This window comes from Megasphaera sp. UBA4233 (assembly GCF_002395615.1).
GTDB lineage: Bacteria > Bacillota > Negativicutes > Veillonellales > Megasphaeraceae > Megasphaera > Megasphaera hexanoica.
Window position 1 is genome coordinate 20670 of record NZ_DGXL01000015.1, and the last position, 15060, is coordinate 35729.

Genomic DNA, 15060 nt, shown 5'->3' on the forward strand with positions numbered 1-15060 from the left:
CCTTCGCAAAACCTTTCTGTTTTGTATCCAGTGTCACCGCTGCGCACAGCATACAGGCAAGGGACATCCTGTGTATCGCCCCATGGCGCATGGCCGCTGTCCGGGTAGTACAACACCCCGTCTATGTGGACGGGGTGCTGCTCCTTGCGTGTCTATCTATTCTTGAGGGGTGAAAACAATCATGTGCTCTACGCCATTCCCATTGCTTCACATATACACTATACCACAGGTCCAACCTGAACTACCATGAACTAGCCTGAACTAATTTTATTTTTTTTGAAGATTTTGTCGAATTCTTCCAGCGCCTGGGCACGCAGTCCGTTTTCCTTGCGCCGAAGCCAGCTATCTGAGCAGATTCCTTCGCAGGCTTTTTCCCAGGTTTCGTGCCACAAATAATGCCGCTTCATTATCGCCTGCATCCGCTCATCGTCCATACATTCGACGAGCTTCTTGAATTCCCACGGGCGGTTTACGGTCTGAAGGTACTCACGTAACATTTTGTCGCGCTTATCCAGAAAACCGATAATCCGGTCTTCCATCGCATTCCGCCCATTCCCGCCGCTAACTCGCGGCTTTTCATAATCAATAGCATTCAATGCCAGCAAGTCGTGTTGGATCTGACTGATTTCTTTCAGCAGCATGTTGGCTTTTTCTTCCGACTCATAGACCAGTTTGAGATACTCTGTGCTTGTCACGCTACCCCTCCCTTTAATTTCTGTGCCGGCGTTTCCGCTTCAATGTCCAGCGTCATCTGCGCCCGCTTTCCCTTGATGAATAATTCCGCTTCCTTCATAGCGCTTCGCCTACTTTCCGAAAATCTTTTCTTCACCATATAATACTGCCGCCGGACACGGTTCAGATATTCTTTCGCTGTCATACTATACCTCGTTTCAGTCTTTCCGGTCCATAATGGACTTTGCCATTTGCACAGCCAGGCTATCTGCCGAAATAGGCCCTTTTGCTTTTTCATAGACCATTACAGGCTTATTCTTATCAGATAATACGAAGCATTTCACCTTCTTAGCCATTCTTTGTATGTCCAAGCGAAAACCTGTTTCCAAGTTGAACGCATCATTCGGATGACACCTGGCTATACCGAATACCCAAAACTGATTTTCTCTTTCGTTCACCACGCCGATTTTAATAGTTCCGTCCTCCTGAATATGATAGCAACCGGAAAATCTAGACGGAAATCCGGCTTTTGCTGATTCCGACTGAATAATCTTATCCAGATAATCCTTAAAATACTTGCTTTTAAGCTGGTTCACATCAAATTTAGGTGGTTTAGGTGCAGTACATTTAAATATCCCGATCCCTTTAAAAGGTTTTAGGACATGCGGTTCACAAGCACACATTTCAATAGCTAAACAGTGATTCTTGATTGCACACATCGCACATTTATCGGTCGTATCGGCCAGCTTACCGTTATCAGTTCTATCGTAGCAATACGCAATAATCGTGTTCATGGCCATTTGGGCTGTTTTATCGTCTATCATAGAATCACCTCATCTCTCTTCCTTGCTTTTCCTGTTATCATATTGATTCCCCACTTTGGGCCGACTTTTATTTTCCCATTCTGCTTTTCGTATTCTGTCAGGATATCATAGCCAATTCCACATTCCCTTTTCATGATGGCCATAAAATCGTAGATGGTGATTCTCAATGCTTCATCGCGTAATGCATAGGCATATCCATATAGGCGCCTGGATAATCTCTGCAACTGGTCCGCATCAAACCGGAAATGCTGAATGAGGATATGATAGGTAATCACAACGGCTCCTAAAATTACGTCATGAATCCGGTCTTTGTATTCCCTGCCGTTAATCTTATTCCTCCGCATCAACCCAGACGATGCCAAGGGCAGGACTTTCACGGCATACCGCCGGTCCATTTCTTTATTGTCGTATCCATATTTCGCTATGCACTGTATCCATTCCCGTAAATTCATTTCCTTTTCCGGCAGTTCATTCCAGTATTTTACGATTCGCTCCATACGTTTTTGGCCAAAGCCAAATTCATCGTGAAGAGCCATGAAAAGAAGCGTTTCTGAGAACTGGGCTCCTGCATCTTCATAGATCCACAAATGTTGTTCATGTTCATACGCTTTTATGCTGGCAGCGATCATAGTCATTTCCCCTTTCCTTCCGATTTCCTATCACGCGGAATCATGGGAATCGGTGCCCAGTACTGCACTTCATTCAACCTGACGGGCCTGGAACATTCGTCGATGATCCAATAATCTTGGCGGAATTGCCCGACAGCTACCACCGGTTTCACGGCCTGTACATGCATAGCTACCAGCACTCTGTCTTCCGGATCCGGCATACAATCTCTTACATCTACCCATCTCATTCCTTCATCACTCCTCTCCGGCAGTCTATCACTTCTGCATCCTGTATCGTCTTGTCATCAAACAGCTGCATCTGTGCCCGCTTTCCTTTAGCATATAGAGACGCTTCAACCGTCAGCTTATCGACAGCTGCCGTCAATTCCATGTTCTGTTGAGGTGCCAGCCAGTCCGTAACAATATTGCAGAATCCCATATAATCCCACAACATTGTTCCCGTCAGTTTGTATGCTTTAATGACAGTCTTCCCCTGCCGGTCTTCACTATATTTGATATTGCATTTGTGAAAATCAAATTCCAGCCATGTTTCTTCATCGTTATAGGCAGGATTTACCCGCTGAAAGGCTATATTGATGGCACTCCATATATCCAGCATTTCCGTCCTTGGTAATTCTACACTTGTCAACGTGTATTTATCTACAATCCCATCCCGGTCCTTTAAATAGGATATGTTGATTTTTGTTCCATTTTTGCCTACCTGCTTGCTAATATCGGTAATCAGCATGGTACTCCCCTCCTATCGGTTCCATAGCATCAGTGTCCATCTCTTCAGTTCCTTAAAGAATTCATCTGCATCAGCGGGCTCGAATAACAGCACTTCCACTCTGGGGTTCATCGCATCGATATAAAATTCATCAATGAATCCCATGATTTGTGTCCATCCGTCATTTTCCAACACATTCATTTCCTGCAGGCTGTCCAGTATGAACTTTTTGGCCATGGCAATATTGTCTTTATCCCGACGCCGGTTTGGCTCATACCACCGGAAGACAGGCATACACTTTGCCAGCATCTTTCCTCTGATTGGCAAGGCTCCCAGTCTGCAAATATAGTGGGCATCCCGGCTCACTCTGCTTCCTTTATAGACATTCGAACGATTGGCTTTAACATATTCGTTCAGCCCGGGAAGAGTGGCCGGAATTGTGATTTTTAGCATAGGTTATATCCCTCCTCATTTTTACGGTAATATGCCATCCCGCATCAGTGGTAAATATGGCGCTGGCTTCCGTCAACAGGTATCCCGGATATAATTTTTGCCATACGTCCGGGCAGTCTGTCTGGCCTGTCAGGCTAATCAGCTTTTTCCGGCTGTACCGGTAATCATTTTTCCGTACAACTGGCTTTTTCAAATTTTTGCTGGGATGCCATTTCTTTTTCCCCGTTAGCCCTTTTGTCAGATATCTTGCTAATGCCTCCAGCCCATATTCATCAGGCTGCAGTTTATCCACATTCACCATTCCCAGTTTTCGGCCCTTATGCTCTCCCTTTTTCCGTGGAGCTCTCCATAAATCAGCCACTATATCCCGGTCAAGCATCCCGTCCATGATAATGTGATGGTGTATTCTTGTAGGCCGTCCATCCTCTTTCGTCCGGTATTCCGTGACAATGATATATCGTGGTGATGGCAGTCCCTCTTTTTTTCTCCTGGCCTTAATCCGTCTCATGTAGTTTGTCACATTTTTCTCTGCTTCTTCTACAGTCGATGGCATGCACGCCCTGGCATAGGTGGCATGGATGCAGAAATCATTTTCTCCAAAATTCGTATTCACGAGCTGGGTGAAATATCTGCGTGCATTTTTATTGTTCTGGGCAATCTGTTTCATAGTCGATGCATTTTTCCGTTTATCCGGCTTACCTTTTAGATGCATGTTGGCCATCTCAAACAGATCCATCTCTATGTAGTTTTCTCCACATATGGTTTTCTTTTCCCTTACAAAACTCATACTTGGTGTCCCTCCTATGATTATTTTGCAACGTCGATATCTTAATCCCCATTACAAGCCCGCAAAGAGGCCGACGCCCCTAAAAAATTTCACTTTCCCATATAATATGTATATATAACTGAGACTGCCTACTGCAGTATCTGGATTTACTCATCACTTTCAATTCGTAATCCCAGATACTGCAATTGGTCATTGGATAAATCTTTAAAATAATGTTCTTCTCCGTTCTTCAAAACGAACCGGTAATATACATGATTATTTTCCTTTAAGAAGGCATGTTCCTTGATTCCTACCTCACGAATCCGATTCAATACCCATGTTTCGAATTCTTTCCTGTTCATTTATAAAAACTCTCCCAACTTTTCCAGCATTTTTTGTGCCGCACTCATATATCTCGTACGTTTTTCATTGTCTGTAATATTTTCGATGTCTGACAGCATCGCATTGAATGCGTTCTGTATGATTTTCATGTGTGCTGTAAATTTCATCCGGTCTTCATCTGTACTGACCGCTTCCAGTACAGATATTTTCTTCTTTAACTTTTCAATTTCTTCCTGGCCTGCATTGGATATCTCTGGTCTGGCTTCTAATTCCAGTACACGTTTCTGCAGTACATCCCGTTCACGTTCTGCGGCTGTCAGTCGTTCGTCATACAAATCAGATTGTTCCGCATGCCGGGCTTTATTCTCCGCCTGCAATGCCCGGTTTTCCGCCTGCCTTAATTTTTCTTTCGCTTCCCATGCACGTTTTTCTGCATCCATTGCCCGGTCTTCCGCTTCCTTTCGGGCTTTGATTGCTTCCTGCAGTTCCCGTGTAGACATGCTGGCCACATCATTTTCCTTGACGAATTCTTCCCGTTCTGCATCTGTCGGCAGTGACAAAAGCGCCAGCGCCTGCGTATATGACAATTCTTCAAATACATTGGGCGCACCGGATGCAAATAAACTGTCCATTTCCGTCATCCCGAATTTATCGCCGTATTGGTCATATACCCGCATCAGGTTCTGGGCTGTACGTTCGGAATAATTCACATTATCTTGCAGCCATTTCCCCCAGGCACCATGGTCAATCATGTCCTTGGCTTCAGTCAATCGCTTTCCGATTTCAATAGACGACGCCAGCATGATTTTCTGTGTCTGCCTTTTTATCGTATTGATTTCTGTGGCAATCGTATCCGCTGTCCGGACACCGATGGCCGTACTTTCTACATTGATGATATCTGTCATCCTCTATGCACCTCTTTTTATACGTTTCGGTTGTAAAATCTCTTTTTCATATTGTTTGACAAAAGCATATACAGCCGTCCCAGTCTGGGCTGGTTTATTGTTTTTTGTCCGGCACTGCATGATTTGATTGTCGCGTACTTCCATCGTATAAAATACGTCATCCGGCGCTGCTTTTTGCCGTACAGCCAGGATTGTGGTATCGCCTTTGGCATGTGAATCGGTATACGTTGCTACACAGTTATGGTTGACAGCACCTTCCCGTATGAATTCTTCAACAGTCTGCAACGGCCGGATGAAAAACAGATCCGAATGGAAGCAGTACGACTGAAGCTTCTTATTCCGTTCTTCCAGCATCGCGACTTGCTGTTCTGCATACTGCCGGTGCCGTCTTTCGATATCGGCCCTCATCTTTAGCCGGACCGCTTCTGATGAATGCCGATGCGCTTCGTATAAATCTCGTGGCCGGAGATACTGCCGGTCTGTCAAATCATATCCCAGTTCTTTGATTTCCTTGAAATAGTCCAAATAATCACAGATGCAGGCTCTAAGAGATAGTCCCATCTGCCCATGTTCGCGCATCATCTTATCGAGCTGCTTTTCACAATACATGATGATCTGATGAGCCGATGGCAGATTCTTGTCATTCAGTAAGCCATTGTCCTTCATGCTTGAATAAGCACCTTGCATCATACTGGCTTCTTCCAACGTACATCGCTTCCCGGTCTGTTGCATAACCGTTAGCATATTCAATGCGTTTACTGACATAGGACTATGTTCTTCCTGTAGTTCATAGAGATGTTTCTTTTCCCTCTTTGTCAGTACAAACCGTATCATCTGTTTAGGAGATTTATACTGTTGCCACTTGATAGCTGGATAGGTGCTTTGGCCATGTATCTTACGCAGGACGCACCCAATCAGCCCGCCTTTAACCATATATTCGATTTGCGGGAACCGGGAATATAGATCCAGATATGCCACTGCTGTGTATGCATACTCTGCGCCCTCAGACCATCCTTCATAATAACTCCGGAAATATTTCACCGCACAATATCGCCAGGCAGATGTCTGGCATATATCATCCAGGCTATCCCAATCTACATAATCTACTAATCCACGGCCTGACCATTTATATACATCGCCCGGGCCTATGCGTTCTACCCGGGTCCACGATGTGCCAATGCCATCGTCTCCAGCGGAATACCAAAACGGCGTTTTAAACTTGCCGCCGGCATAGTCCACGTCCCGGCAATAATAGATTGTTCCTTTGCCGATTTCCATCCGCATCATCCCGACAACATACGCTATCGGCCGTACATTCCGGTACCCCTGATCCATAGGCAGATACGCTACTACATTTTTAGCCAGGATGACATCTTTATTCTTCCGGCTCCGGGAAAAGAATGTCACATAGGTTCCTAACACTTTATTCAGCATGCCCCTGCCAGCGTATATCAGCTGATGCTCTTTATGGCAATATGGGCAGCTATATTGTTTGAATGGATACCATACATCCATTTTTTCTATCGTCCAGTTATCTGGAATCCGGAAGGAATGATGACAGAACGTACAATATCCAAATCTCGTCTTATTGGTTACCGCATGGCCATTGGTATTTCTCAGTTCCGGATGTTGATTTAGATATTCTTCTTTGGCCACAGCTCCACGGGTGACACAGATATACTGACTGTCCATCGTATGAGTGAGGATCCAATGTAATTCTTTCTTTGAACATTGAAATGAGTAAAATTCGTTTTCCAGTTCTGAAGGCGTGATTTCATATGCTTTCATTTCATCCACCTCCTACAACAGGTCATCAATATCAAGTGTTACCCGTTTCGGTTCATGATGTGTTTCCGGATGTACGGTCTGGCCAGGCATGCACCGTTCGACATCCTGTGCCGATAATAATGGCTGCACGATTCTACCACCAAAATGGAAATAGTCATACAGGTCTTCCATCGTGGCCACCCCGACACTATTTTTCTGGTTTTTCCTGGCCCGTTCCCGCATGAAATCCATGCATCCTTTCAATGTAAGGTCATCTGTTATTTTTCCAGCTTCTTCTGGATGCTCCTTCATGTAATAGATAGCCGTCTGCCCTATCATCCGGATACAGGTATCCGTGCTGTTATCATATTCATTTTGCCAACGTTCTATGATTTGATTCATATCCATGTAAATCAGCCCTTTTCGTATCAAAATAATTTTTGTATTACCCAAATCGTCAATGAAATAAGTCCATACCAGAAGGCAAATGTCAGTACTCCCATACACGCCAGCCGTAATCCGATATGTTTGATTCCGTTATTGCTTTTCTTGCCAGAGCAAATCTTTTGCATGATCAATCAGCTTCCTTACATACAATAGGTTAATCGGGTGCCGGTTCCTGTTGTTCCTATTTTTTCCAGATTCCATGTGCTCCAACCGCTGTTCTAATTCTGCAACGCTTGTGACCTGTTCAATTCCCATGGCCTTACTTTGCAGATATTCTGTCGTGCAGCCTAAACTATTCATCCAATCACCAGAAAAATAAATAATATCGCATCGGCATAGCAGTTCTAATGTGTACATCAGCCCGATAGGATAAGGAGTAGTTTCATAATCATTGCGTACAGCGTGGATGGGTGAAAATACAGCAATCTGTGGAAATTTTGACTGCAGTTCCATTGCAATCCTGTCCGCATCCATGGCGTTCGATTCTTTGCCCCCATATGGATGAGATAAATATAAAGCAAGCATCAAATATCCTCCTATATCAACGAACGAAGTCCCCGGCATAATCTGATGGCCAATTTCATTCCTACTTTTTCCAGGATGAACACCAATAATAACTGCATCCCCAGGAAAATTCCAATAGATTGCCGGATAGTGTTCATGACCTCTCTCATAACGCTCCTCCTGCTGCCGGCACATCATCCGCAACCAGTTTCGTATTTGCCGCTTCCCGTTGTTCTTCTTCACGCCTCTTTTTCTGCCATTCCCGGAATTTCCTCATATTTTCCGGATTGCGATAAAATTCCACTATTTTTTCTGCCAATGTTGTCGTATACATTCCAATTTCTCCTTTGATTTCTACATCTATATCTATCTTGCAATGCAAATTCATATCGTGTTATAATGAATCAACAATTTTATAGGCCTGCCGGTAAAATAGCTCCTGGCAGGACATTGGCTCTGTGTTCCAGCACAGAGCCTTTTCTATTTCTACGACATAATGATGACGGCCATACCAAATGATCCGAGAAACGCGGCTGCTCCCAGCCCTGCCTTGATGATTTCTCCCGCCGTTAACGGTTCGCCATAATCTTCGGCGTATGTTTCTCTGATGCGGTCATCCAGCATTTGCTGCCGGCGCATCTGGATCTGATACAGTTCGTAGTTGCTGTTTACCCAAGCCGGTATATCTGTTGTCATAAGAAGTCCCCCTTTTTGACGATGATTCCATTTTGAAGTTGTACCGTTTTTCCATCCCAGTGATGAGATGTGTAATAGTGCATCATGGCTTTTGGCCATCTGACAGTATATACACCGTTCGCATTTCGCTTCCGGCGTGTAATAATCCGCTTGGGATTCCCAAATTCTTTAATAAAGTCTGACAACGTATACATTTCATCGCTCCTTCTATACCTCGATGCATTCTGCATCCGTGACCGTAAAAAAATTCGGCTTATATTCCGGATGTGCGTTCAGCCAGTCGATAAAGCATGTTTTAATAGCTTCATCCAGTTCGTCTTGGTCATCTTTCGTGACATTATCCAGCCATCCGATGCTATAGTCATCGGCTTCTTCGTATGCCTGTTCCTGCAACTGATAGAATAATTCGTCTGTGATAGCGAATACCGGCTGGAATTGTTCTACTTGTCCAACCCATACTGTCGAAACATCTTCCAGTTTGGCTTCTTGCATAGCTTCATCCAAGGCGTCCTCTTTACTATCAAAGAAGATGCCGTTATAGTTTTCTTCATCCCCCAATGCGTATGTCCATTTATTCGTTGCTTCCATTACCGCACCGCCTTTCAAAGTAAAAAACAACTTCATTTCCTTTTTCTTCTATTCCCGTTCTTTGGCTTTTTGTTCCCGTTGTCTGGCCTGCGCATCTTCCCAGTGTCGAGCAAGTTCTTCATCGGTCATTTTGTCACCTCCTTCTTATGGATTCTGGTTTCTTTAAACCTACATCTTGGGGGCAGAAATTTCTTTTAACTTGCACAAAGCCTGTTGCATAAATTCCTGCTGTTTTTTTAGCGAACCGATAGCCAGTGCATTGATCTTTTTATGCGATGTTATTCCATTGGCTTGTAATATCGATTCTATGGCCGCTTGGCATCCAATAACGTACGTAATCAATATTTTCAATTCATTTACTTCTTCAAAGAGTCCTTCTATCGTTATGGGCTCTTTTTCCTTATCTGGCTTCATATTTATCTCCTTTTTGTATCTCATTCACTCCTGTTGCTTCATGCTATAATTAAAACAAGGGAGATGATGAAAATCATGAAACGTGATTTAGATCTGCTTAGGAAGATGTTGCTTCGTATCGAAGAGTTAGACTCAACTAAAAGCAAAATCACTATTAACAGCTTTTCCGATTTATGTGACTATCCACCACTTATTTCACTTCACATTGAACTATTAATTGACGATGGCTTCATTGAAACGTCAGAACCTATTTATCGTGGCCCTATCAGTGATTATTGGATTTACAGACTCACATCATCTGGATACGATTATTTAGATGCCATTCGAAATCCATCCATTTGGCAAAGTACATTGAATAAAATCGAATCGGTTGGTGGTAGTGTTACCCTGGACATTGTTAAATCTATTGCTGTATCTATCATCAAAAGCCATCTAGGTATTTGATTTCTTGCTGAATAACACCATCTATTTCATCAAAAACTTTCTCGTATCTAGTTACTGTTTCTTGTGGTTCTCCTAAAAGAAACGGGTGTAACTTTTCCAGCATTTCAAATTTTTTATTTAACAGAAGCTGTAATCTTTTTTCTGCTGCATATCTTTTAGTTTGATTTTGAGCCATGCCTTTACACGTCTCTTTTCCCTTATCTGGCTTCATATTTATCTCCTTTCCGTTTTCTTTCCCTCCGTGTTATACTCATATCAACAGGAGGCGAATACAATGCTTGAGGATTCCCCCCTTTAATCAAAATCATTGCCAACAAATACTTAATCAGGAGTAATACTGGCAATAAAAAATAATATGAATCCAAAAAAGATCGTTCCGCTTAAACCTGCTAATGGTGCTATCCAATCTCCACCAATTACGGCCTTATATCCGGCATCTATGAGCAGTGCAAAAAGACAACACCATAAGATGTATAAAAGGCAACTATTTTCTTTCTGAAATCCTTGTATGTATAGCAGTCGGTATATTTTTTCAAATCTTTTCTTCTCTTCCTGGCTAAGCGTTCCCTTACAGTACTCTTGATATTGCCTCAGAAGTTCTTTTTGAGCCTCGTTCATGCGAGGCTCTTTTTCATTCACCATGTCCATGCCCTCACCTCTTTAATCACTTCAAAATAATTCCTTCCATGTTTTCCCTACTCTCTAGTACTTCCTGCTTTAGGCAACTTTATTGCCTTCGGTAGCAAACAAAACTTCTAAAGGAGTATCCACCCCTAAAAAATCCTTTATTTTTTTTGCTAATGCAAGGCTAATGTCGCTTTTGCCTGTCAACTTATCAGATATTGTAGACAATGCTAATCCCAATGCTTTAGCTAAATCTATTCGTCTGATATTTTTTCTTTTTAATTCTGCTTCTAAATTCGGATAATACATTTTTTCACCTCCTTATATCGCCTATATTAACGAAAATTCGTTAACTTTAATTATATTATATTCGAATTTTCGTTAATGTCAATATGTATTTACGAATATTCGTTAATTTATATTGATTTTTCGGTATTCTAATGCTATGATATGTTTAGAAATAGGTTGTTCAATTTAAGGTGGAGTGATAATTGTGACTATAGAAGATAAATTAAAATCATTAATTTTATCAAAGCATAAAAGTTTAAGAGACTTTTGTATTACAATTAATATTCCTTATTCCACTATGACTAGCATCCTTAAACGTGGAGTCGATAATGCAAGTATTAGTAATATCATTAAAATTTGCAGTTATTTTGGCATCAGCGTAGATGAACTTTCAAAAGGTAATATTGTTCCAATTTCTTTAGTTACCTCTCCATCCCTCATTTCAGAATATACTGAACAAGAAAAAAAACTAATAATTGAATTCCGTATGCTATCACCAGAAGCTCAATCATCAGTATGTGATTTTATCAAGTTTAAATTGGCCTCAGAATCTACAAAAAAAAGCCCGAAAAAGATAACTTGATGGTAGCAGAATCCCAGTTACCCTATGACGGTAAAAAAACAGATGTATGAAAAAAAGGAGTTGATTCTTATGAAAAAATCAAAACTGGCAGCTGCTCTATTGTGTGCAGTCATCGCAACGATTTCAGTTGCGGGATGTGGATCCGACACCGGAAAATCATCACCACAGCCTAAGACGACGCAAAGCGACGTAGCGATGCCTGAATATCAGGCAATCACAACAGATAAAAAATCTAACAAAGTTGCTTACTTAGCTGTTATCAAAGATGCTCCAGTATCGGAAGCGCAGTTGGAAAAAGTTGGCAATGCGCTGTTTACGACAGCTCAATCCACTACTGGCGCTAAGAATGTATTCGTTAATTTTTCTGATACAGATGTAGCTGGAGTTCCATACTCATATGGAAGCATGCAAACCGTAAACGGAAAAGTAACAAAGAACATTCGTGTTGATAAAGACTGGAATAATAAGCCCAGTGAAAATGATTATAAGATATACATGCTTTACACTAAATTTCTGCAAAATAATCCCAATGGAACCTACGATGATTTCGTAAGCAGTTATTCTGGCGCTCCATCCGCAACAGATGCAAAAGCTTCTGTAGAAAAAGTCCATAATTGGGTAAATAAATAGTTTCTGCCAAAATAAAAAAGCCCCGTATCCTGATACTCTCAGAACACGGGGCGCGCCGACGGTATTAGCCATACCGTATCGGCACTTATAAAATACCGTCATAAATAATTTATCTTGCGAAATTCGGGTAACTATCAACAGATAAGCAAAAGAAAGGATGAATGCTTATGATGAAGAAAATATCTCTGGCTCTTGCCATGATCTGCATGGTTTCTTCATTCAGTACCGCCTTTGCTGCTGAATACCTGGGCAATCCGCGGTCAATGAAATTCCATTACACCAACTGCCGCACTATCAAACATCCGGAAAACTTCGTAACCATTGAATCACGCGATGAAGCCATCGCAGAGGGCTATGTCCCCTGTGGCGTATGTAACCCATAAAATCTGATTGGTGTAGTTTTTAGAAGGTGAAAAGAATGCCCATAAATATACAAAAAATTAAGGATGCAATTGCATCTGACAAAATAAAGTGGACAGAGCATGTCGCCAAGCGATTAATTAACCGGCGCATATCTCCAAATGAAGTATTACAGGCGTTGTCCAATGGAACGATTATTGAAGATTATCCTTCAGATTATCCTTTTCCCAGTTGTCTTGTTTTGGGATGTACGTTACAAAATAGAAAACTGCACATCGTCTGCAGTATTGTAACTGGCGATATATTGACCATTATTACCGCATATCAACCAGATTTTAATAAATGGGACGAAACATTTACGAAACGGAGGGATACCTAATGACAAACTGCACATTTTGCAAAGGTGATTTACAAGATTCTTTGACCACCTTTACGATTGACCTCGATTCCTGTATTGTAATTATCCGCAACGTTCCCTCTCAGGTTTGCACCCAGTGTGGGGAAACATATTACTCGACAGAAGTCATGCAGCAACTCTATAAAATTGCCGATTCCGTCCGCAACTCTATGACGGAAATCGCTATCGTCAACTATCACCCGGCTGCATAATCCACTAAATACCTAAATAAAAAAAAATCCCGTTTCCTGTTGAAGCAGAAAACGGGAATGCCAGCAGCATTGGCGTACTGCATGGCAAGTGTAAATCTTGTGTTTGCTTGGGCTGATTTACGTATTCATTATACCACAATCAGCCTTGTTTTAGAAAGAAGGACTGATTATATTATGACAAAAAATGCAGTTATTTACGCCCGCTTCAGCAGTGACAAACAGCGGGAAGAATCCATTGATGGCCAAATCCGTGAATGCCGGGCCTTTGCAGAGTCTAATGAAATCAATATTATCAATACCTATATCGACCGGGCCATGTCTGCCCGCACGGATCAGCGTCCGTCATTCCTGCAAATGGTCAAAGACAGCGCCAAACATCTATTTGACTATGTAATCGTTTATCAGCTCGATAGATTTTCCCGCAGCCGCTACGATTCGGCCATATATAAACACCGACTGAAGAAAAATGGAGTCAAAGTATTGTCGGCCAAGGAAAATATCAAAGACGATCCCAGCGGAATCCTTCTGGAATCCGTTATTGAAGGCATGGCCGAATATTACAGTGCCGAATTATCCCAAAAAGTTAAACGGGGAATGACAGAAAATCTCCTGGAAGGCAAGTGGATTGGTGGCATTGTTCCCTTTGGCTATGAACTCACATCGGAAAATAAACTGGCCATCAGTCCCGCAACAGGCCATCTGGTTTCCGAAATCTATAATAAGTGCTTATCCGGGGTGAAAACGACAGATATTTTGAGCAAATTAAATAGCCTGGGTATCAAAACCCAACGGGGATGCAACTTCACGCGCAACAGCCTGAACCGCATCCTCAAGAATCAGATCTACACGGGGACATTTACCTGGGCCGGTACATCCTATCCAGATTATGCCCCGGCACTCATCACACAGGATCAATATACAGCTATGCATAATTTATTTGAATCTCGCAAACGAAAAAGCAATACCGCCCGCCGCGTGTCGCCCCAGTATGCCCTGACAGGGAAAATCTACTGTGGCACATGCGGACTTCCCATGACCGGATATTGTGGCAAGAGTCATACAGGCACAACATACTACTATTACCAATGTTCGTCGAAAAACAACAAATCAGAAAAAGCTGCGCGGTCCCAGATTACCTGTGATGCCAAAAACATAAGCCGTGACAAGCTGGAAAAATTAGTCCTTGATACCACTATCAGCATACTCAAAAACAAAGATGCCGTAAAATGCATTGCAGACCAGTGTATGGCCATCCAAAAGGCCGAACTGGAACACAAACCGGCGGAACAACTGCGCCTGGAATCTCAAATCAAAGAAATTGAAAAACGACTGAAAAACAGCGTAAAAGCCGTTGAAAACGGCCTTATCTCCCAAACCATAACAAACAATATTGAGGCCTATGAAAAGCAGCTCACAGAGCTAAACACTCAACTTGACGGGCTTAAATTAGAGACTCACATCATTCCCATTACAGAAGAAGCGGTCATCTATTATCTGAACCAACTGACAGAACGGGCAAATAAAAAAGACGGATATAGCCTCGATACCTTCGATGACTTCATCCGTCGTGTCGTAGTGACTGGAAAGCGTGTAGACATATATTATAACTACACTGCAGTTCCCAATATACTCGAAAACCCCGCAGTCAAAATGCTGCGGGGTTCGAGTGAAGATTGTTTGGTGACCCGGTAGGGATTCGAACCCTAGACCTACTGATTCGTAGTCAGTCACTCTATCCAGCTGAGCTACCGAGTCATGTAGAGGGATATCGGTCTCCTGCAGATTCCTCTCCCTCTGTGTTTTGGCAGG

Annotated in this window: 28 protein-coding genes and 1 tRNA gene; 7 read left to right on the forward strand and 22 right to left on the reverse strand. The window is 42.5% G+C overall.

The features are described 5' to 3' along the window. Positions 1–251 precede the first annotated feature (251 nt). From B2U90_RS04295 to B2U90_RS04380, 18 genes are all read right to left on the reverse strand, one after another. Positions 252–695 carry a hypothetical protein gene (locus tag B2U90_RS04295; protein ID WP_292017195.1) on the reverse strand — a complete coding sequence of 148 codons (444 nt, stop codon included), beginning with the start codon at positions 693–695 and terminating at the stop codon, positions 252–254. Then, complete coding sequence (locus tag B2U90_RS04300) at positions 692–877, reverse strand: hypothetical protein (protein ID WP_292017196.1); 186 nt, start codon at positions 875–877, stop codon at positions 692–694. The genes B2U90_RS04295 and B2U90_RS04300 overlap by 4 nt, the downstream gene beginning before the upstream one ends. 13 nt (positions 878–890) lie before the next feature. Next, positions 891–1496, reverse strand: a complete 606-nt coding sequence (locus tag B2U90_RS04305; RefSeq protein WP_292017197.1) for a hypothetical protein — start codon at positions 1494–1496, stop codon at positions 891–893. Further along, on the reverse strand, positions 1493–2131 hold the full coding sequence (locus B2U90_RS04310) for a hypothetical protein (RefSeq protein WP_292017198.1): 639 nt from the start codon (positions 2129–2131) through the stop codon (positions 1493–1495). Before B2U90_RS04310 ends, B2U90_RS04305 begins: the two co-directional genes overlap by 4 nt. After that, entirely contained in the window at positions 2128–2352 is a 225-nt protein-coding gene (locus B2U90_RS04315; RefSeq protein ID WP_292017199.1) for a DUF551 domain-containing protein, read from the reverse strand. The genes B2U90_RS04310 and B2U90_RS04315 overlap by 4 nt, the downstream gene beginning before the upstream one ends. Continuing rightward, positions 2349–2852 (reverse strand): hypothetical protein, encoded by a 504-nt coding sequence (locus B2U90_RS04320; RefSeq protein WP_292017200.1) that lies wholly within the window; start codon positions 2850–2852, stop codon positions 2349–2351. The genes B2U90_RS04315 and B2U90_RS04320 overlap by 4 nt, the downstream gene beginning before the upstream one ends. Before the next feature lie 12 nt (positions 2853–2864). Beyond that, positions 2865–3284, reverse strand: a complete 420-nt coding sequence (locus tag B2U90_RS04325; protein ID WP_292017201.1) for a hypothetical protein — start codon at positions 3282–3284, stop codon at positions 2865–2867. Further along, positions 3232–4071: a rolling circle replication-associated protein gene (locus B2U90_RS04330; RefSeq protein ID WP_292017202.1), complete on the reverse strand. Its 840-nt coding sequence runs from the start codon at positions 4069–4071 to the stop codon at positions 3232–3234. Before B2U90_RS04330 ends, B2U90_RS04325 begins: the two co-directional genes overlap by 53 nt. Before the next feature lie 146 nt (positions 4072–4217). Further along, entirely contained in the window at positions 4218–4412 is a 195-nt protein-coding gene (locus tag B2U90_RS04335; RefSeq protein ID WP_292017203.1) for a hypothetical protein, read from the reverse strand. Continuing rightward, entirely contained in the window at positions 4413–5297 is an 885-nt protein-coding gene (locus tag B2U90_RS04340; RefSeq protein WP_292017204.1) for a DUF3102 domain-containing protein, read from the reverse strand. Positions 5298–5300: 3 nt separating this feature from the next. Beyond that, a complete protein-coding gene (locus B2U90_RS04345) occupies positions 5301–7085 on the reverse strand; it encodes a PcfJ domain-containing protein (RefSeq protein ID WP_292017205.1) in 1785 nt (594 codons plus the stop codon). Between the two features lie 12 nt (positions 7086–7097). Further along, a complete protein-coding gene (locus tag B2U90_RS04350) occupies positions 7098–7472 on the reverse strand; it encodes a hypothetical protein (RefSeq protein ID WP_292017206.1) in 375 nt (124 codons plus the stop codon). A gap of 129 nt (positions 7473–7601) precedes the next feature. Then, positions 7602–8036 carry a hypothetical protein gene (locus tag B2U90_RS04355; protein ID WP_292017207.1) on the reverse strand — a complete coding sequence of 145 codons (435 nt, stop codon included), beginning with the start codon at positions 8034–8036 and terminating at the stop codon, positions 7602–7604. An 11-nt stretch (positions 8037–8047) separates the two neighbouring features. Next, positions 8048–8185, reverse strand: coding sequence for a hypothetical protein (locus B2U90_RS04360; protein ID WP_292017208.1), 138 nt, complete (start codon positions 8183–8185; stop codon positions 8048–8050). After that, on the reverse strand, positions 8182–8349 hold the full coding sequence (locus B2U90_RS04365; RefSeq protein WP_292017209.1) for a hypothetical protein: 168 nt from the start codon (positions 8347–8349) through the stop codon (positions 8182–8184). Before B2U90_RS04365 ends, B2U90_RS04360 begins: the two co-directional genes overlap by 4 nt. A 152-nt stretch (positions 8350–8501) precedes the next feature. Continuing rightward, positions 8502–8711 carry a hypothetical protein gene (locus B2U90_RS04370; RefSeq protein WP_292017210.1) on the reverse strand — a complete coding sequence of 70 codons (210 nt, stop codon included), beginning with the start codon at positions 8709–8711 and terminating at the stop codon, positions 8502–8504. Between the two features lie 207 nt (positions 8712–8918). Beyond that, positions 8919–9299: a hypothetical protein gene (locus tag B2U90_RS04375; RefSeq protein WP_292017211.1), complete on the reverse strand. Its 381-nt coding sequence runs from the start codon at positions 9297–9299 to the stop codon at positions 8919–8921. Between the two features lie 168 nt (positions 9300–9467). After that, positions 9468–9713 carry a hypothetical protein gene (locus B2U90_RS04380; protein WP_292017212.1) on the reverse strand — a complete coding sequence of 82 codons (246 nt, stop codon included), beginning with the start codon at positions 9711–9713 and terminating at the stop codon, positions 9468–9470. Positions 9714–9788: 75 nt separating this feature from the next. Between B2U90_RS04380 and B2U90_RS04385 the strand changes: the two genes are divergently transcribed. Beyond that, positions 9789–10157 (forward strand): DUF2513 domain-containing protein, encoded by a 369-nt coding sequence (locus B2U90_RS04385; protein WP_292017213.1) that lies wholly within the window; start codon positions 9789–9791, stop codon positions 10155–10157. On the opposite strand, the gene B2U90_RS04390 is transcribed toward B2U90_RS04385, so the two are convergent. The 3 genes from B2U90_RS04390 to B2U90_RS04400 all read right to left on the reverse strand — a co-directional run bounded on the left by B2U90_RS04390 (position 10135) and on the right by B2U90_RS04400 (position 11090). Continuing rightward, a complete protein-coding gene (locus B2U90_RS04390; protein ID WP_292017214.1) occupies positions 10135–10368 on the reverse strand; it encodes a hypothetical protein in 234 nt (77 codons plus the stop codon). The two genes, B2U90_RS04385 and B2U90_RS04390, sit on opposite strands and share 23 nt — an antisense overlap. Positions 10369–10478: 110 nt before the next feature. After that, complete coding sequence (locus B2U90_RS04395) at positions 10479–10805, reverse strand: hypothetical protein (RefSeq protein ID WP_292017215.1); 327 nt, start codon at positions 10803–10805, stop codon at positions 10479–10481. Positions 10806–10874: 69 nt separating this feature from the next. Continuing rightward, positions 10875–11090, reverse strand: a complete 216-nt coding sequence (locus tag B2U90_RS04400) for a helix-turn-helix transcriptional regulator (RefSeq protein WP_113856250.1) — start codon at positions 11088–11090, stop codon at positions 10875–10877. 184 nt (positions 11091–11274) lie between these two features. Here B2U90_RS04400 and B2U90_RS04405 point away from each other — a divergent pair, with 184 nt between their 5' ends. The 6 genes from B2U90_RS04405 (at position 11275) to B2U90_RS04430 (ending at position 14943) form a co-directional block, all read left to right on the forward strand. After that, complete coding sequence (locus B2U90_RS04405; protein ID WP_292017216.1) at positions 11275–11652, forward strand: helix-turn-helix domain-containing protein; 378 nt, start codon at positions 11275–11277, stop codon at positions 11650–11652. A gap of 69 nt (positions 11653–11721) precedes the next feature. After that, a complete protein-coding gene (locus B2U90_RS04410; RefSeq protein ID WP_292017217.1) occupies positions 11722–12282 on the forward strand; it encodes a hypothetical protein in 561 nt (186 codons plus the stop codon). 167 nt (positions 12283–12449) lie between these two features. Then, positions 12450–12665 carry a nuclease gene (locus B2U90_RS04415; protein WP_292017218.1) on the forward strand — a complete coding sequence of 72 codons (216 nt, stop codon included), beginning with the start codon at positions 12450–12452 and terminating at the stop codon, positions 12663–12665. Positions 12666–12700: 35 nt separating this feature from the next. Further along, positions 12701–13021 (forward strand): DUF4258 domain-containing protein, encoded by a 321-nt coding sequence (locus B2U90_RS04420; RefSeq protein WP_292017219.1) that lies wholly within the window; start codon positions 12701–12703, stop codon positions 13019–13021. After that, on the forward strand, positions 13021–13251 hold the full coding sequence (locus B2U90_RS04425; RefSeq protein ID WP_292017220.1) for a type II toxin-antitoxin system MqsA family antitoxin: 231 nt from the start codon (positions 13021–13023) through the stop codon (positions 13249–13251). The genes B2U90_RS04420 and B2U90_RS04425 overlap by 1 nt, the downstream gene beginning before the upstream one ends. A gap of 174 nt (positions 13252–13425) precedes the next feature. Beyond that, complete coding sequence (locus B2U90_RS04430; RefSeq protein ID WP_292017221.1) at positions 13426–14943, forward strand: recombinase family protein; 1518 nt, start codon at positions 13426–13428, stop codon at positions 14941–14943. Here the strand turns inward: B2U90_RS04430 and B2U90_RS04435 are convergent. Then, positions 14930–15006, reverse strand: a tRNA-Arg gene (locus B2U90_RS04435). The genes B2U90_RS04430 and B2U90_RS04435 overlap by 14 nt on opposite strands. Between the last annotated feature and the right edge of the window lie 54 nt (positions 15007–15060).

Excerpts from the sequence above, each read along its gene's own strand:
- B2U90_RS04350 (WP_292017206.1), bottom strand. The coding sequence starts at position 7,472 with ATGGATATGAATCAAATCATAGAACGTTGGCAAAATGAATATGATAAC.
- B2U90_RS04315 (WP_292017199.1), bottom strand. The coding sequence starts at position 2,352 with ATGAGATGGGTAGATGTAAGAGATTGTATGCCGGATCCGGAAGACAGA.
- B2U90_RS04310 (WP_292017198.1), bottom strand. The coding sequence starts at position 2,131 with ATGACTATGATCGCTGCCAGCATAAAAGCGTATGAACATGAACAACAT.
- B2U90_RS04365 (WP_292017209.1), bottom strand. The coding sequence starts at position 8,349 with ATGTATACGACAACATTGGCAGAAAAAATAGTGGAATTTTATCGCAAT.
- B2U90_RS04305 (WP_292017197.1), bottom strand. The coding sequence starts at position 1,496 with ATGATAGACGATAAAACAGCCCAAATGGCCATGAACACGATTATTGCG.
- B2U90_RS04340 (WP_292017204.1), bottom strand. The coding sequence starts at position 5,297 with ATGACAGATATCATCAATGTAGAAAGTACGGCCATCGGTGTCCGGACA.
- B2U90_RS04370 (WP_292017210.1), bottom strand. The coding sequence starts at position 8,711 with ATGACAACAGATATACCGGCTTGGGTAAACAGCAACTACGAACTGTAT.
- B2U90_RS04375 (WP_292017211.1), bottom strand. The coding sequence starts at position 9,299 with ATGGAAGCAACGAATAAATGGACATACGCATTGGGGGATGAAGAAAAC.
- B2U90_RS04400 (WP_113856250.1), bottom strand. The coding sequence starts at position 11,090 with ATGTATTATCCGAATTTAGAAGCAGAATTAAAAAGAAAAAATATCAGA.
- B2U90_RS04355 (WP_292017207.1), bottom strand. The coding sequence starts at position 8,036 with ATGCTTGCTTTATATTTATCTCATCCATATGGGGGCAAAGAATCGAAC.
- B2U90_RS04335 (WP_292017203.1), bottom strand. The coding sequence starts at position 4,412 with ATGAACAGGAAAGAATTCGAAACATGGGTATTGAATCGGATTCGTGAG.
- B2U90_RS04425 (WP_292017220.1), top strand. The coding sequence starts at position 13,021 with ATGACAAACTGCACATTTTGCAAAGGTGATTTACAAGATTCTTTGACC.
- B2U90_RS04380 (WP_292017212.1), bottom strand. The coding sequence starts at position 9,713 with ATGAAGCCAGATAAGGAAAAAGAGCCCATAACGATAGAAGGACTCTTT.
- B2U90_RS04360 (WP_292017208.1), bottom strand. The coding sequence starts at position 8,185 with ATGAGAGAGGTCATGAACACTATCCGGCAATCTATTGGAATTTTCCTG.
- B2U90_RS04415 (WP_292017218.1), top strand. The coding sequence starts at position 12,450 with ATGATGAAGAAAATATCTCTGGCTCTTGCCATGATCTGCATGGTTTCT.
- B2U90_RS04325 (WP_292017201.1), bottom strand. The coding sequence starts at position 3,284 with ATGCTAAAAATCACAATTCCGGCCACTCTTCCCGGGCTGAACGAATAT.
- B2U90_RS04420 (WP_292017219.1), top strand. The coding sequence starts at position 12,701 with ATGCCCATAAATATACAAAAAATTAAGGATGCAATTGCATCTGACAAA.
- B2U90_RS04320 (WP_292017200.1), bottom strand. The coding sequence starts at position 2,852 with ATGCTGATTACCGATATTAGCAAGCAGGTAGGCAAAAATGGAACAAAA.
- B2U90_RS04345 (WP_292017205.1), bottom strand. The coding sequence starts at position 7,085 with ATGAAAGCATATGAAATCACGCCTTCAGAACTGGAAAACGAATTTTAC.
- B2U90_RS04330 (WP_292017202.1), bottom strand. The coding sequence starts at position 4,071 with ATGAGTTTTGTAAGGGAAAAGAAAACCATATGTGGAGAAAACTACATA.
- B2U90_RS04410 (WP_292017217.1), top strand. The coding sequence starts at position 11,722 with ATGAAAAAATCAAAACTGGCAGCTGCTCTATTGTGTGCAGTCATCGCA.
- B2U90_RS04395 (WP_292017215.1), bottom strand. The coding sequence starts at position 10,805 with ATGGACATGGTGAATGAAAAAGAGCCTCGCATGAACGAGGCTCAAAAA.
- B2U90_RS04300 (WP_292017196.1), bottom strand. The coding sequence starts at position 877 with ATGACAGCGAAAGAATATCTGAACCGTGTCCGGCGGCAGTATTATATG.
- B2U90_RS04390 (WP_292017214.1), bottom strand. The coding sequence starts at position 10,368 with ATGAAGCCAGATAAGGGAAAAGAGACGTGTAAAGGCATGGCTCAAAAT.
- B2U90_RS04430 (WP_292017221.1), top strand. The coding sequence starts at position 13,426 with ATGACAAAAAATGCAGTTATTTACGCCCGCTTCAGCAGTGACAAACAG.
- B2U90_RS04385 (WP_292017213.1), top strand. The coding sequence starts at position 9,789 with ATGAAACGTGATTTAGATCTGCTTAGGAAGATGTTGCTTCGTATCGAA.